A 15,019-nucleotide genomic window follows, 5' to 3' on the forward strand; every position below is an offset into this window, starting at 1 on the left:
AGGAAGGAGACGGTGTCGCGGACCATCTCCAGGTTCTCCTCCAAAGTGGTGCGCAGGGCCAGTTCCACATGCCGGTCGTGCGACTTGGCGACCAGGCAGACCACCGGCGCGCCCGACTCCAGCAACGCCCGCACCTGCGGATCGTCCGCCGCCTTCGCTCCCGGGCGACGGGTGGCGCCGAACGCCACCAGCTGCGCGTGCCGGAAGGTGATCTCCTGCTGCGCGCGGGCGAAGAACTCGGTGTCACGGGGGTTGGCACCCGGCCAGCCGCCCTCGATGAACCCCACGCCGAACTCGTCCAGGTGCCGGGCGATCGTCAGCTTGTCCGCGACGGTGAGGTTGATGCCCTCACGCTGCGCGCCGTCGCGCAGGGTCGTGTCGAAGACATGGAAGGCGTCGTCGGTATCCGTGTCCGTGGCCTGTGTGGTCATGGCTGTCCTGACTCCTGTCGGATGAGTGGCTCCGGAAATACTGGCTCCACTTGCCCCCGTCTCCGCGTGCGGCTCGCTTCCGGCCGGGTGAGGCCGTAAAACGAAAAAACCCCTCGCGGGTGCGAGAGGTCTGCGCGCGGGTCTGGGGCACGGTGGCCGCGTCATACATGGTGGTATGAGGCGATCACTGCGGACCGGCGCGCCTGCTGCCGATAATCATGGCGAACGAAAGCACGCTGGCAGTCTGCCACATCGCACCCGTTCCGTGGACGGTGGTCTCAGTATGCGGGCGGTCCGTCCCGCCCCGGAACCCGCGCCCGGCCGGCACCCCCGATGATCAGGCGCTTTCCCGCAGCAGCGCGTCGCGGAGGAACTCCCTGACATGGGTCAGGACGTGCTCGCGTCCGGTGCCGGGGATGCCGACGGCGACGTGGACGCTGAAGCCGTCGAGCAGCGCACGGAGGCGGGCGGCGAAGCGGTCGGGGTCGACGGGTCGGAACTCGCCGCGGGAGATCCCCTCCGCCAGCAGGGCGACGAGATCCCGGTGCCAGGCCCCCTCGATGGCGGCCTGGCGGGCGCGGGCCTCGTCGTCGGCGTTCTGCGAGCGGTTCCAGACCTCCAGCCACAGCGTCCAGTGCGGATCGCGCGGGCCGTCGGGCACATAGAGATCGACATACGCGTCGAGCCGCTCGGCGGTGGGCGCCTGCCGGGACAGCAGTGCGCTGCGCTCGGCCCCCAGCCGGCCCTCGCTCCACTCCAGGGTCCGCAGCAGGAGCTCGTCCTTGGTGCGGAAGTAGTAGAGGAGATGGCCGCTGCTCATGCCGACCTCCCGGCCGAGCCCCGCCATGGTCAGCCCGTCGAGACCGCGCTCGGCGATGGTGGCCATGGCGGCGGCGAGGACGGACTCACGGGGCGGCGCGATGTTGCGCCGCCGGGCGGCGGGGGTCATACGGCGGCTCCGGAAGCGGCGCCGAAGGCGGCCCCGCGGGCAGCCGGGGAGGTGTGCGACTCATTCACGCGTATGTTCTACCTGATCGTCGGCGCTCGCCGTGGGCCGTCCTGAAGACCTTCGGCTGCTGCTGGGTGATGCAGTGGATGCCTCCCCCGCCCGCGAAGATCGCGCGCGCGTCCACCAGCGTGACCGTCCGGCCCGGGTACAGCCGCCGGAAGATGCCCGCCGCCAGTTCGTCGCGGGGGTCGTCGAAGGCGCACAGGACCACACCGCCGTTGCACACGTAGTGGTTGATGTACGAGTAGTCGACCCACTCGCCGTCCTCCCGGAGCACGGTCGGGGCGGGGACCTCCACCACCTCGATACGGCGGCCCTTCGCATCGGTCTGCGAGCGCAGCAGCGCCACGTTCGCCTTGCACAGTTCGTGGTCCGGGTGCGTGGGATCGGGCTGGGTGTGGGCGACGACGACGCCGGGCCCGGCGAAGGCGGCGACGATGTCGACATGGCCGCGGGTGCCGTACATGCCGTAGTCGCCGCTGAGGCCGCGCGGCAGCCAGATGGCCTTGGTCGTGCCGAGCCGGGCGTGGATCTCGGCCTCGACCTGCGGGCGCGTCCAGCCGGGGTTGCGCTCCGGGCCGAGCTGGACCGTGTCGGTGAGCAGAACCGTGCCCTCGCCGTCGACGTGGATCGCGCCGCCCTCGTTGACCAGCGGTGAGGGGTGGACCTCGACGCCCGCGATGTCGGCGACGTGGCGGGCGATCTTCTTGTCGTGGTCCCAGCGCGCCCAGTCGGCGGCCCCCCAGCCGTTGAACACCCAGTCCACGGCGGCCAGTCGGGAGCCGTCCGTGGTGAAGGTGGGACCGATGTCCCGCATCCAGGCGTCGTCCAGGTCGCGTTCGACCAGCTCGATGTCGGGCCCGAGCAGTTCGCGCGCGGACGCCGACTGCCCGGTGCCCACCACCATGGTCACCGGTTCGAAGCGGCGTACGGCATGGGCCACAAAGGCCCACGCGCTGCGGGCCTCGGCGAGTTCCTCGGCGTCGGTGAAGGTGGGGTTGGGGCCGGGCCAGGCCATCCAGGTGCGCTCGTGGGCGGCCCATTCGGGCGGCATGCGGAACATGGGTGACGTCCTAGAGGAAGTAGAGGCGGTTGAGGGAGATCGCGTCGGCGGGTTCGGAGCGGATCGGGTCGCCGTCGAGGGTCACGAGGCCGGTGCGGCCGTCGACCCCCACGTCGCCGATGCGGGAGTTGAGCCGGAGGTCGGCGGGGCCGATGCCGCGGGTGCCGCGGACCGCGACCCTGCGGCGGCGGGTGGGCATGTGGTCGGAGCCAAGTTCGGTCGCCGCGCGTGCCACGAAGGCGACGGAGATGTCCGCCGGCGTCGCACCGTACGCCCCGAACTGCGGTCCGAGGACCAGTGGTTCACAGGTGTCCGTCGCCGCGTTCGGGTCGCCCGTCACTCCGTACGCGGGGAAGCCCGACTTCAGGACGAGCTGCGGCTTCGCGCCGAAGAACTGCGGACGCCACAGCACGATGTCGGCGAGCTTGCCGACCTCGATGGAGCCGATCTCGTGCGCGAGGCCGTGGGCGATGGCGGGGTTGATCGTCAGCTTGGCGACGTAGCGCAGGACTCGGGCGTTGTCGTCGTGCGCGCCGTCGCCCGCCATCGGGCCGAGCTCGGCCTTCATCTTCCCGGCCATCGCGAACGTCCGGCGCACCGTCTCGCCCGCGCGGCCCATGCCCTGGGCGTCGGAGGAGGTGATGCCGATCGCGCCGAGGTCGTGGAGCACGTCCTCCGCGCCCATCGTCCCGGCCCGGATGCGGTCCCGGGCCATCGCGGCGTCGCCGGGCAGGTCGGTCTTCAGATCGTGGACGGAGACGATCATCCCGTAGTGCTCGGCGACGGCGTCCCGGCCGAAGGGCAGGGTCGGGTTGGTGGAGGAGCCGATCACGTTCGGCACGCCCGCCATCTTGAGGACGTTCGGGACGTGACCGCCGCCGCAGCCCTCGATGTGGAAGGCGTGGATGGTGCGGCCGTCGAGGACGCGGAGGGTGTCCTCCACCGACAGGCACTCGTTCAGCCCGTCGCTGTGCAGGGCGACCTGGACGTCGTGCTCCTCGGCGACCCGCAGCGCGGTGTCGAGCGCGCGGGTGTGCGCGCCCATGTCCTCGTGGACCTTGAACCCGGACGCGCCGCCCTCGGCGAGCGCCTCGACGAGCGGGGCCGGGTCGGAGGACGAACCGCGGGCGAGGAAGCCGATGTTGACGGGCCAGGCGTCGAAGGCGTTGAAGGCGTGCTTCAGCGCCCAGGGCGAGTTGACGCCGACGCCCCACACCGGGCCGAACTCCTGGCCGATGACGGTGGTGACGCCAGAGGCCAGCGACGCCTCCATGATCCGCGGCGAGAGCAGATGGACATGGGTGTCGACGGCTCCGGCGGTGGCGATCATGCCCTCGCCGGAGACGATGGAGGTCCCCGTGCCGACCACGACGTCCACCCCGTCGAGGGTGTCGGGGTTCCCGGCGCGTCCGATCGAGCAGATGCGCCCCTCGCGGATGCCGATGGAGACCTTGCGGATGCCCTGGACGGCGTCGATCACCAGGACGTTGCTGATCACCACGTCACAGGTCTCGCGGACGGCGGCGGCCTTGAGATGCAGTCCGTCGCGGGCGGTCTTGCCGAAGCCGGCGAGGAACTCGTCGCCGGGCTTCTGGGAGTCGTCCTCGACACGTACGACGAGTCCGGAGTCGCCGAGGACCACGCGGTCGCCGGCCCGCGGGCCGTGCACGGCCGCGTACTCGTGGGGATCCATGCCGGTCACCGGTCCTCCTCCGGGATGTCCTGTGGTGCCTGGTCGTCCTGTGGTGCCTGGTCGTCCTGCGGGGTGTCCTGCGGTGCCTGCTGCCTGGGCCGCGGGTCCTGTGCGGGCCGGCTGTCCCGTGCGGCCCCGGACGTTTCGGCCGGCGTCGCGCCCAGATAGCCGCATGCCGCCGCCCGGCGCAGCGCCTCCTCTCTCGCGCCCGGCGCGTCCAGCGGACCGTCCACCAGGCCGGCGAACCCGATGGCCACGCGCGCGCCGCCGATCGGGAGCAGCCCGACCTCGGACTGCTCGCCCGCGCCGAAGCGGACCGAGGACCCCGCGGGCACGCACAGCCGCATGCCGTAGGCCGAGGCCCGGTCGAAGTCGAGGCGCGGGTTCGCCTCGAAGAAGTGGAAGTGGGAGGTGACACTGACCGGCACGGTCGCGGTGTTGATCACCGTGAGCCGCACCACCGGCTCCGGCTCGACGTCGGCGGGCCCCGGCACGACCGCGCCGGGCGCGGCACCGCCCAGGGAGCCGCCTCCGATCGGGTCGGAGACGACCGCGAGTCGCGAGCCATCGTCGAAGACCGCCTCGACGTGCACCTCGGTCACGACGTCCGCCACCCCGGGCAGCACATCGCCCGGACCGAGCACCGCGCGCGCCGCCTCGATCGCCTCCGCCAGCCGCCGTCCGTCCCGGGCGGCCTCGCAGACCGTGTCGGCGATCAGCGCGGTGGCTTCGGGGACATTGAGCCTCAGGCCGCGGGCCCGGCGGGCCCGAGCCAGCTCGGCGGCGCCGAAGAGCAGCAGCCGGTCGCGCTCCGTGGGGGTCAGTCGCACGTCTGGAACACCTCCTGTTTGAACGACACTCTAATCATGAGTTTCTTTTCTGGGAAGCATTGACGGGTCCGCATCCCCTGGGCCACATTGAGCGGCATTCAAACAGTCGAGCGTCAGGGGCAGCCGTATGCCGATGGAACAACGCGGGGTCGACACCATCCCGGAGCAGGAGCGCACCAGCACCCCGCGCGACCTCGTCTCGATCCTGCTGGGGTCGAACCTCTGCCTGGGCGTGATCGTCTTCGGCTGGCTGCCGGTCTCCTTCGGCCTCGGCCTCTGGCCGGCCGTCACCTCGGTCGTGGCGGGCACGGCCGTCGGTGTGGCGGTCACCGCCCCGCTCGCCCTCGTCTCGCTGCGCACCGCCACCAATCTGTCGACGTCCAGCGGCGCGGCCTTCGGGGTGCGCGGCCGGCTCGTCGGCTCGGTCGTCGGACTGCTGCTCTCGCTCGGCTACACCGCCCTTACCCTGTGGATCGGCGGCGACGTGATGCTGGGCACGCTGTCCCGGATCGCCGGAGTGCCGACGGGCGCAGCGGCCCACGCCCTGGTGTACGCGCTGCTCGCCGGCTGTACGGTCGTCGGCGCGGTGTACGGCTACCGGCTGCTGCTGCGCATGAGCCGGATCCTCGCCGTCGGCATGACGGCGCTCCTGCTGCTCGGCCTGCTCGCGTACGCACCCGACGCGACCACCGTCGCCCCGCCCGGCACCCCGTATCTGCTCGGCTCGTTCTGGCCGACGTGGCTGCTGTCCGCGGTGGCGGCGGGGTTGAGCGGCCCGATCGCGTTCATCACCCTGCTCGGCGACTACACCCGCTACATCTCGCCGCAGCGGCACAGCCCGCGCCGCGTGCTGCGCGCCACCTGCCTCGGGCTGTTCGCCGGACTGCTGATCCCGCAGCTGTTCGGCACGTACACCGCGCTCGCCGCCCGCGCCGCGCTGGACTACGCCGGGCCGCTGGTCACCGCGTCACCCGCCTGGTACCTGATCCCGCTGCTGCTCGCCGCCACCGCGGGATCGGTCGGCAACGCGGGACTGATGCTCTACTCCATGGGCCTCGACCTGGACGCGATCCTGCCGCGTGCCACCCGGACGCGGGCCACGCTGGTGGTCGCCGTGGTCGCGACCGGCTTCGTCTTCGTCGGCCACTTCGCCTGGAACGCCCAGTCGGCGATGACCTCGTTCGTGCTGCTGCTCACGGCGATCGGCACACCCTGGGCGGTGATCACGATGATCGCGCACCTGCGCTGCGGCGGTGCCTACGACCCGGAGGCCCTCCAGGTCTACAACCGGCGGGCCCGCGGCGGGATCTACTGGTTCCGGGCCGGCTGGCACCCGCGTGCCACCGCGAGCTGGGCGGTCGGCGCCGCCGTCGGGCTGTGCGCGGTGTCCACCCCGCTCTACGAGGGCCCGCTGCTCGCCCTGACCGGCGGCGTGGACTGCAGCTTCGTGCTGTCGGGCGTGGTGGGCGGGCTGACGTACACCGCGCTGACGCTGCGGTCCTACGGGACGGTGCCGGTCAAGTCCTTGGCGTAGGCGTCGATCGCCCGCCGGAACCTGCGCACCGAGGGGTCCTCGCTGGTGGCGGCGAGCAGTTCCAGCAGCAGCCGCACGGACTCCTCGTGGCTGCCGGTGTTGAACAGCGCCATGGCCAGAAAGGCCCGCAGACCGCCGTGCGCGGGGAACTCCTCGGTCCCGCGCCGCAGGGTCCGCTCCGCGTCCTCGTACCGGCCGAGCACCCGGTAGGTGCTGCCGAGGCCCAGCAGGGCGTCGCAGCGGTCGCTGTCCGGCAGGCCGTCGCCGGCGAGGGCGCGCTCGTAGTGCGGAACCGCGTCCGCCTCCAGGCCGAGCACATCGTGCACCCACGCGGTCTGGTAGGCGATCTCCACGTCGTCGGGCAGCTGTTCGGCGAGGCGGAGCAGTATCAGCCGGGCCTCCTCGGCGCTCCCCTGCTCACGCAGTCGTACGGCTTCGGCCAGTTCACGATCCCGCTCCGGTGCACCCATGCCCCCATCCTCGCCGATGCCGGGCGGCGGGAACGGGGGCAGGGTCGCCGATGAAGTACTGAGCGGGTCAGGCCAGTTCGTGCATCCAGCCGTGCTCGTCGGGCGTGATGCCGCGCTGGATGTCCAGCAGCGCCCCGCGCAGCTTCATCGTCAGCTCGCCCGGCTCACCGCCCGCCTGCGTCCACTCGCCGCTCTCGCACTTGACGGTGCCGACCGGGGTGATCACCGCTGCGGTGCCGCACGCGAAGACCTCGGTCAGCGTGCCGTTCTCGGTGTCGCGCCGCCACTGCTCGGTCGAGATACGGCCCTCCACGGACTCGTATCCGAGGTCCTTGGCGAGGGTGAGCAGCGTGTCGCGGGTCACGCCGGCGAGGAGCGAACCGTTGAGCTCGGGCGTGACGATCTTGTTCCCGTACACGAAGTACAGGTTCATGCCGCCCATCTCCTCGACCCACTTGTGCTCGACGGCGTCGAGCCACACGACCTGGTCGCAGCCCTTGGCGGCGGCTTCGGCCTGGGCGAGCAGCGAGGCGGCGTAGTTGCCGCCGGTCTTCGCGAAGCCCATGCCGCCGGGGACGGCGCGGACGTAGTTCTCGGAGAGCCAGACGGAGACCGGCTTGACGCCCCCGGGGAAGTAGGCGCCGGCCGGGGAGGCGATCACGAGGAAGAGGTACTCGTTGGCGGGCTTCACGCCCAGACCGACCTCGGTGGCGATCATGAAGGGCCGCAGGTAGAGCGATGCCTCGCCGCCGTGCTCCGGGACCCATGCGTTGTCCTGCTGGACCAGGACGTCACAGGCCTCGATGAACGTCTCGACCGGCAGTTCGGGCATGGCGAGACGGCGGGCCGAGCTCTGGAAGCGCCGGGCGTTGGCGTCCGGGCGGAACGTGGCGACCGAACCGTCGGGGCGGCGGTAGGCCTTCAGGCCCTCGAAGATCTCCTGCGCGTAGTGCAGCGTCATGTTGGCCGGGTCGATCGACAGCGGCGCGTAGGGGGTGAGCTGCGCGTCGTGCCAGCCACGGCCCTCCGTCCACTTGATCGTCACCATGTGATCGGTGAAGTGGCGGCCGAAACCGGGGTTGGCCAGGATCGCCTTGCGCTCCGCGTCGGACAGGGGGTGCGAGGAGGGCTTGAGCTCGATCGTGGGCGTCGTCATGAGTGCAGTGTCCTTCACCGTTGGTTGTGACGGACCGCGCTCACGTCGCTACAGCTGCTAGGACGTCCGAGCATTCCCGCATGCGCCGGCCCGGTTCGATTATGGCTCGGGCGGGCGCGTGCATGAAACGGGGTGAAAGCGGTCCGGGGTTGATGGTGGCATCCGGGAGCCGCACAGGAGAAGCCGCCGGGTGCGTGTGCGACCCGGCGGCTGGAGGCCCTGTCGTTGTGATCGTGCTGGGCTCGATCCCAACGACAGACCTGGAAGCTTCGGGTCAGCCCGCTACGCGTACCGCGAGCGTGTCGCCGATCTCGTCCGTCGTGCGGAACGTGCCGTCGCGTCCCGCGAGGTCGGCGGAGACGGCCTCCTCGATGCGCCCGGCCTCCGGCTCGAAACCGAGGTGACGCAACAGAAGGGCGACGGAGAGGATCGTGGCCGTCGGGTCGGCCTTGCCGGTGCCCGCGATGTCGGGCGCCGAGCCGTGGACGGGCTCGAACATCGACGGGAAATCACCCGTCGGATTGATGTTGCCGGAGGCGGCCAGGCCGATGCCACCGGTCACGGCGGCGGCGAGGTCGGTGAGGATGTCGCCGAAGAGGTTGTCGGTGACGATGACGTCGAAGCGCTCCGGCTGGGTGACGAAGAAGATCGTCGCGGCGTCGACGTGCAGATAGTCCGTGGTGACGTCGGGGTACTCACGGGCGACCCGGTCGAAGATGTTCTTCCACAGGTGGCCGGCGTAGACGAGGACGTTGTTCTTGTGGACCAGCGTCAGCTTCTTGCGGGGGCGGGCGGCGGCCCGCGCGAAGGCGTCGCGGACGACGCGCTCCACGCCGTACGCGGTGTTCAGGCTGACCTCGGTGGCGACCTCGGCGGGCGTACCGGTGCGCAGGGAACCGCCGTTGCCGGTGTACGGACCCTCGGTGCCCTCGCGGACGACGACGAAGTCGATGTCCGGCCGGCCGGCCAGCGGCGTCGCCGTGTTCGGGAAGAGCTTCGACGGCCGCAGGTTGACGAAGTGGTCGAAGGCGAAACGCAGCTTGAGCAGGAGACCGCGCTCGAGCACACCGGACGGCACCGACGGGTCGCCGATGGCTCCCAGCAGGATCGCGTCGTGGCTCTTGAGGGACTCCAACTCCGCGTCGGGGAGGGTCTCCCCGGTGCGGTGCCATCGCTGGGCGCCGAGGTCGTACGCCTTGGTCTCCAGCTTCACGTCCTGGGGAAGGACGGCGGACAGGACTTTCAGGCCCTGGGCCACGACTTCCTGGCCGATGCCGTCACCGGGGATCACTGCGAGATTGATGCTGCGAGACATGTCGGCACCCTACTCGCCGTCCCAGCACATGACACATGACGTCCACCATCTGGACGATGGTGGAGTCATGGCGAGCGGGAGAGGTCAGTGGCCGGTGGAGCCACCGTTGTCGCGGCGGTCCAGGGCCCGCTGGAGCGCGGCGGCCGCGTTCTTGCGGTCGGACTCGCTGGTGCGGGAGGTGTGACGGACTCGGCGGGCGGTCGCAGCGCGCATGATGATCGACTCCTTGAGATCGGAAAGATTTCGAGGCGCCGGAGGGCGGGGAGCGTGCCGCAGGGGTTACCTGCCGGGGGCACGAGCTCACTGCCGCCATTCGCTGGATCGAGCGAGACGTTCGGCTCCTACAAAGCTAGGACAGGTACGCGCTCCTGTCTCTACAAGTAGTCGGACTTCCTACTATATGAGACGGCGATCATGGAACGAGTCCTCCGGGAGCGTCGCCGCACGGTGGCCCCGGACGACGTTTCACCTGGTCAAGAGCGCGAGGCCGACTACTGACGGGGTCACCGGGGAGCGACGCGGTCGTCGCGGCGGGCAGGCGCGCGCCGGTTCGTCGGCGGCACTTTCGCGGGGCCGGCGGGGACGGCCGCCGTCCCGCTCCGCATCGGCGCGGACCCGCGATCGCTCGAGCTGACGCGCAACCGATGGGTTGCACCATTCTCCATGACGTGCAACCATTGAGTAGCACGTCATGGATGAACCGGAGGTGGAAGCCATGACCGAGAACCGGATCGAGCGAGAGATCAGCATCGCGGCGCCCGTCGAGCGGGTGTGGGCAGTACTCACGGAGCCGGAGCACGTCGGCAGCTGGTTCGGGCAGGGCAGTCCGACGCCCGTCGACCTGCGGCCGGGCGGCACCATGCACCTGGACCACGGCGAATACGGACAGTTCCCGACCACCATCGTCACGGTCGACCCGCCGAACCACTTCTCCTACCGGTGGGCGAGTGCGTACCCGGGCGAGCAGGCGGTGGAGGGCAACTCCACACTCGTCGAGTTCACCCTCACCCCCGAGGGAGACGGCACCCATCTGCGCGTGGTGGAGACCGGCTTCGCCGAACTGGTCGTCCCCGAGGACAGGAAGGCAGGGGCGTCGTACGAGAGCCACTCGCAGGGCTGGAGCGAGCAGGTCGTGAACGTCCAGAAGTACGCGGAGCAGCTCGCGGCATGACGGAGGCCGACCAGGATGCCGTGACGGAGGTCCTGTCCGCACTGGCGGACCCGACGCGCCGCCGGATACTCGACGCGATCGCCGCCCACGGCGAGGCGACCGCCACCGTCCTGGCCCGGGAGCTGCCGGTCAGCCGGCAGGCGATCGTCAAGCACCTCGCGGTCCTCACCCGGGCCGGCCTCGTCGCCGGCCACCGGGAGGGCCGCGAGGCGCGCTACACGGTCCTGCCGGCGCGGCTGAACGTCACGGCCCGCTGGATGGACCGGGTGGCGTCCGAGTGGGACTCCCGGCTGGCGGCGATCAAGCGGCTGGCGGAGGACGCCGGCGGGAACACCGGCCCGGACGCATGACCGGCTCCGGTGAACCCACCGCCCCGTGCGGTGGGTTCACCGGACAGGCCGGACCGGTCGCGGAACACCGACGCGCCGGCACGCCCCGCGCGTGCACGGCGCTCCCTCGTGTCACGTCGGCACCCCCTTCCGGCGGGCCGCTTGCGGCCTCCCGGTTTTCGCGGAAGTCCGCAGGGCACCCGCGTACGGGAGGTTCACTGATGAACGCACGTGCGTTGACGCTTCGTGGACATATGACGGCCCGTCGGGCGGCGAACAGCTCTGCCATGGACGTGGCGGCCCGCTGGGGTTTCGTCGCCCGCGGGGTGATCTATCTGCTCGTGGGCATTCTCGCCCTGCAGATCGCCTTCGGCGACGGGGGGAAGCAGGCCGACCGGGGCGGCGCGCTCGCCGAGTTGTCGGAGAAGCCCATGGGGTCCGTGATGCTGTGGGCCGTGGGGATCGGGCTGGTCGGGATGGCGCTGTGGCGTCTGTCGGAGGCGCTGTTCGGGGCCGCCGGGCCCGACGGCCACAAGACGCACAAGCGGCTGCTGTCGGCGGGCCGCTTCCTCTTCTACGGCTTCGTCGCCTACTCGGTACTGGCGTTCGCCGCGGGTGACCGCAGCAGCGGCGGGGGCGGCGGGTCCTCGGACCAGCAGTCGCAGGACATCACCGCGCGGGCGCTCGAACTGCCCGCGGGCCAGTGGCTCGTGGGCATCGCCGGAGTCGGCATAGCCGTCGCCGGCCTCTGGGTCGGCGCCCGGGCCGCCATGCGGAAGTACCACAAGCATCTGAAGCTCGGCGAGATGTCCCGCAGGACCCGTCAGCTCGTCGATGTCACCGGCGTGGGCGGCGGCGCCGCGCGCGGCGCCCTCTTCACGGCGATCGGGGTGTTCGTCGTACGGGCCGCCGTCGACTACGAGCCGGACAAGGCCAAGGGGTTCGACGACGCCCTCCGCTCCTTCGCCGACACCCCGGTGGGGCCGTGGCTGCTGGCCGTGATCGCCATCGGGCTGGCGCTGTTCGGCGTCTTCTCGTTCGCGATGGCCCGCTGGCGGAAGGTCTGAGGTTCGCCGAATCCAGGCGTGGACCGGGTCTTCGGACCCGGTCTGCGAGATCGGTCCGCGGACCCGGTCCGCGGACCGGGTCTTCGAGCAAGTCCCAGAACCGAGGGCGCGATGGAAGCCGCCCCCGTGCCGGCGTGGGGGCCGGGACGGGGGCGGAGTGCTGGGGGCGACGGAAACCGTCAGCCCATGTGCGGGTAGCCGTACTCGGTCGGCGCGACCAGCGTCTCCTTGATGGCGCGGGTCAGCGTCCAGCGCATCAGGTTCTGCGGGGCACCGGCCTTGTCGTTGGTGCCGGAGGCCCGGCCGCCGCCGAAGGGCTGCTGGCCGACGACGGCGCCGGTCGACTTGTCGTTGATGTAGAAGTTGCCCGCGGCGTACCGCAGCTTCTCCATCGCGTGCGCGGCGGCCGCGCGGTCGTTGGCGATGACCGCACCCGTCAGCGCGTAGGCCGACACCGACTCCATCTGCTCCAGCATGGCCTCGTACTGGTCGTCCTCGTAGACGTGGACCGCGAGGAAGGGACCGAAGTACTCGGTGGTGAAGACCTCGCTCGCGGGGTCCGAGCACTCGACGACGGTCGGGCGGACGAAGTAGCCCACCGAGTCGTCGTAGGTGCCGCCGGCGACGATGGTGCAGCTGTCGTCTGCCTTGGCCCGGTCGATCGCGGCCTTGTTCTTGGCGAAGGCCCGCTCGTCGATGACGGCGCCGATGAAGTTCGTCAGATCGGTGACGTCCCCCATCTTGATGCCGTCGACCTCGGCCGCGAACTCCTCCTTGAAACCGGAGTTCCAGATGGAGGCGGGGATGTACGCACGCGAGGAGGCCGAGCACTTCTGGCCCTGGAACTCGAAGGAGCCACGGGTCAGCGCGGTCTTCAGCACGGCGCGGTCGGCGCTCGGGTGGGCGACGACGAAGTCCTTGCCGCCGGTCTCACCGACGATGCGCGGGTAGGAGCGGTACTTCTCGATGTTGTTGCCGACCGTCTTCCACAGGTGCTGGAAGGTCTTGGTCGAGCCGGTGAAGTGGATACCCGCCAGCTCGGGGTGGTTCAGCGCCACCTCGGAGACGGCGATGCCGTCGCCGGTCACCAGGTTGATGACGCCCTTGGGCAGGCCCGCCTCCTCCAGCAGCTGCATGAGCAGCACGGCGGCATGGGTCTGCGTCGGGGACGGCTTCCACACGACCACGTTGCCCATCAGGGCGGGGGCGGTGGGGAGGTTGCCGGCGATCGCGGTGAAGTTGAAGGGCGTGATCGCGTAGACGAAGCCCTCGAGCGGCCGGTGGTCCAGCCGGTTCCACACACCCGGGGAGTTGGCCGGCGGCTGCTCCGCCAGCAGGTCACGGGCGTAGGAGACGTTGAAGCGCCAGAAGTCGACGAGCTCGCAGGGGGTGTCGATCTCCGCCTGCTGCGCCGTCTTGGACTGGCCCAGCATCGTGGAGGCGGCGAGCGTCTCGCGCCACGGGCCGGCCAGCAGCTCGGCGGCGCGCAGGATGATCGCGGCACGGTCGTCGAAGGACATCGCGCGCCACGCGGGCGCGGCGGCGAGCGCGGCGTCCACGGCGTCCTGCGCGTCCTGCTGGGTGGCGGCGGCGAAGGTGCCGATGACCGCCTTGTGGTTGTGCGGCTGGACGACGTCGACCCGCTCGCCGCCGCCCATCCGACGCACACCGCCGATGGTCATCGGCAGGTCGATCGGGTTCTCGGCCAGCTCCTTGAGCTTGGCCTCCAGGCGGGAGCGCTCGGGGGTGCCCGGCGCATAGGAGTGGACCGGCTCGTTGACCGGCGCGGGGACCTTGGTCACAGCGTCCATGGGTGCCGAATCTCCTTAATCAGTAGGTCAGTTGGGGGGTTCAGCCGCGGCTGACCAGCGAACGCAGGAAGAACGCCAGGTTGGCGGGGCGCTCCGCGAGGCGGCGCATGAAGTATCCGTACCAGTCGGTGCCGTAGGCGATGTAGACACGCATCCGGTGGCCCTCGGCGGCCAGCCGGTGCTGCTCCGCCTCCCGGATGCCGAACAGCATCTGGAACTCGTAGTCGTCGAGCTTGCGGCCGGCCCGGCGGGCGAGCTCCTGGCTGATGGAGATGATCCGCGGGTCGTGGGACCCGACCATCGGATAGCCCTCACCCTCCATCAGGATCTTCAGGCAGCGGATGTACGCCTTGTCGACCTCGGCCTTGTCCTGGTACGCGACGGACGCGGGCTCCTTGTAGGCGCCCTTGACCAGACGCACGCGCGAGCCCGCCTCGGCGAGGGCCCGGCAGTCGTCCTCCGTACGGAAGAGGTACGACTGGACGACCGCGCCGGTTCCCGGGAAGCGCTCCCGCAGATCTGCGTGGATGGCCAGGGTCGAGTCGACGGTGGTGTGGTCCTCCATGTCGAGCGTCACCGTGGTGCCGATCTCGGCGGCGGCCTCGACGACGGGGGTGACGTTCTTCAGGGCGAGGTCGTGGCCCCCGGGGAGCGCCTGGCCGAAGGAGGACAGCTTCACCGACATCTCGGCACGGGTGCCGAGGCCGAGCGGCTTCAGCGCCTCGATGAGCTCCAGGTAGGCGTCCCGGGCGCGCAGCGCCTCGGTCGGGTCGGTGATGTCCTCGCCGAGGACGTCCAGCGTGACCTCGAGACCGCGGTCGGCCGTGTCCTGGACGACGGGGATCGTCTCGCGGACCGACTCGCCGGCGATGAAGCGGTTCACCACGGGCTTGGTGACCGGGGCGGCCGAAACGACGCGGCGCATCTTGTCGCTGCGCGACGCGGCGAGGATCACGGGACCCAGCACGGGGACCTCCACGGAGAGTACGGACAGGGCCGGCTCGGCCCGCGGTGAACGGATCCGGAACGGCACGAAGAACCACCGTGAAACCTAAGGATCGCTCCGATCGTCTGCCATCGACAGCTGTCACGCATCCGTGTCCGCGATCTCATACATATGTCTGAAGGCCGTGCCAGAAT

At 70.7% G+C, this 15,019-nt stretch carries 14 protein-coding genes and 1 pseudogene; 4 read left to right on the top strand and 11 right to left on the bottom strand.

The window, feature by feature from the left end; all coding sequences use genetic code 11:
* The 5 genes and pseudogenes from ACFWU3_RS31705 to ureA all read right to left on the bottom strand — a co-directional run.
* Positions 1-431, bottom strand: a pseudogene (locus tag ACFWU3_RS31705) (citramalate synthase); the annotation flags it as partial.
* Positions 432-768: 337 nt separating this feature from the next.
* Entirely contained in the window at positions 769-1,380 is a 612-nt protein-coding gene (locus tag ACFWU3_RS31710; RefSeq protein WP_327679858.1) for a TetR/AcrR family transcriptional regulator, read from the bottom strand.
* A 64-nt stretch (positions 1,381-1,444) separates the two neighbouring features.
* Positions 1,445-2,503, bottom strand: coding sequence for an agmatine/peptidylarginine deiminase (locus ACFWU3_RS31715; RefSeq protein ID WP_384444492.1), 1,059 nt, complete (start codon positions 2,501-2,503; stop codon positions 1,445-1,447).
* A gap of 10 nt (positions 2,504-2,513) precedes the next feature.
* Positions 2,514-4,196 (bottom strand): urease subunit alpha, encoded by a 1,683-nt coding sequence (locus ACFWU3_RS31720; protein ID WP_384444515.1) that lies wholly within the window; start codon positions 4,194-4,196, stop codon positions 2,514-2,516.
* A gap of 5 nt (positions 4,197-4,201) precedes the next feature.
* On the bottom strand, positions 4,202-5,026 hold the full coding sequence (ureA, locus tag ACFWU3_RS31725; RefSeq protein ID WP_384444493.1) for an urease subunit gamma: 825 nt from the start codon (positions 5,024-5,026) through the stop codon (positions 4,202-4,204).
* A 127-nt stretch (positions 5,027-5,153) separates the two neighbouring features.
* Between ureA and ACFWU3_RS31730 the strand changes: the two genes are divergently transcribed.
* Positions 5,154-6,560, top strand: coding sequence for a cytosine permease (locus ACFWU3_RS31730; protein ID WP_384444494.1), 1,407 nt, complete (start codon positions 5,154-5,156; stop codon positions 6,558-6,560).
* On the opposite strand, the gene ACFWU3_RS31735 is transcribed toward ACFWU3_RS31730, so the two are convergent.
* The 4 genes from ACFWU3_RS31735 to ACFWU3_RS31750 all read right to left on the bottom strand — a co-directional run bounded on the left by ACFWU3_RS31735 (position 6,527) and on the right by ACFWU3_RS31750 (position 9,714).
* On the bottom strand, positions 6,527-7,030 hold the full coding sequence (locus tag ACFWU3_RS31735; protein WP_384444495.1) for a tetratricopeptide repeat protein: 504 nt from the start codon (positions 7,028-7,030) through the stop codon (positions 6,527-6,529). The two genes, ACFWU3_RS31730 and ACFWU3_RS31735, sit on opposite strands and share 34 nt — an antisense overlap.
* 67 nt (positions 7,031-7,097) lie before the next feature.
* Positions 7,098-8,186, bottom strand: coding sequence for a branched-chain amino acid aminotransferase (locus ACFWU3_RS31740; RefSeq protein WP_384444496.1), 1,089 nt, complete (start codon positions 8,184-8,186; stop codon positions 7,098-7,100).
* A gap of 274 nt (positions 8,187-8,460) precedes the next feature.
* Positions 8,461-9,501 (bottom strand): 3-isopropylmalate dehydrogenase, encoded by a 1,041-nt coding sequence (locus ACFWU3_RS31745; RefSeq protein ID WP_384444497.1) that lies wholly within the window; start codon positions 9,499-9,501, stop codon positions 8,461-8,463.
* An 84-nt stretch (positions 9,502-9,585) separates the two neighbouring features.
* Positions 9,586-9,714 (bottom strand): hypothetical protein, encoded by a 129-nt coding sequence (locus ACFWU3_RS31750; RefSeq protein WP_313943907.1) that lies wholly within the window; start codon positions 9,712-9,714, stop codon positions 9,586-9,588.
* 502 nt (positions 9,715-10,216) lie between these two features.
* Between ACFWU3_RS31750 and ACFWU3_RS31755 the strand changes: the two genes are divergently transcribed.
* From ACFWU3_RS31755 to ACFWU3_RS31765, 3 genes are all read left to right on the top strand, one after another.
* On the top strand, positions 10,217-10,672 hold the full coding sequence (locus ACFWU3_RS31755; protein ID WP_384444498.1) for an SRPBCC family protein: 456 nt from the start codon (positions 10,217-10,219) through the stop codon (positions 10,670-10,672).
* Entirely contained in the window at positions 10,669-11,022 is a 354-nt protein-coding gene (locus ACFWU3_RS31760; protein ID WP_384444499.1) for an ArsR/SmtB family transcription factor, read from the top strand. The genes ACFWU3_RS31755 and ACFWU3_RS31760 overlap by 4 nt, the downstream gene beginning before the upstream one ends.
* A gap of 200 nt (positions 11,023-11,222) precedes the next feature.
* Positions 11,223-12,068: a DUF1206 domain-containing protein gene (locus ACFWU3_RS31765; RefSeq protein WP_327679880.1), complete on the top strand. Its 846-nt coding sequence runs from the start codon at positions 11,223-11,225 to the stop codon at positions 12,066-12,068.
* A gap of 179 nt (positions 12,069-12,247) precedes the next feature.
* Here the strand turns inward: ACFWU3_RS31765 and pruA are convergent, their stop codons facing one another.
* Both pruA and ACFWU3_RS31775 read right to left on the bottom strand, forming a co-directional pair.
* Positions 12,248-13,879 (bottom strand): L-glutamate gamma-semialdehyde dehydrogenase, encoded by a 1,632-nt coding sequence (gene pruA, locus ACFWU3_RS31770; RefSeq protein WP_313943914.1) that lies wholly within the window; start codon positions 13,877-13,879, stop codon positions 12,248-12,250.
* 40 nt (positions 13,880-13,919) lie between these two features.
* Complete coding sequence (locus ACFWU3_RS31775; protein WP_384444516.1) at positions 13,920-14,846, bottom strand: proline dehydrogenase family protein; 927 nt, start codon at positions 14,844-14,846, stop codon at positions 13,920-13,922.
* Between the last annotated feature and the right edge of the window lie 173 nt (positions 14,847-15,019).

It is taken from the genome of Streptomyces sp. NPDC058685, assembly GCF_042714725.1.
In the GTDB taxonomy this organism is placed as follows: Bacteria; Actinomycetota; Actinomycetes; order Streptomycetales; family Streptomycetaceae; genus Streptomyces.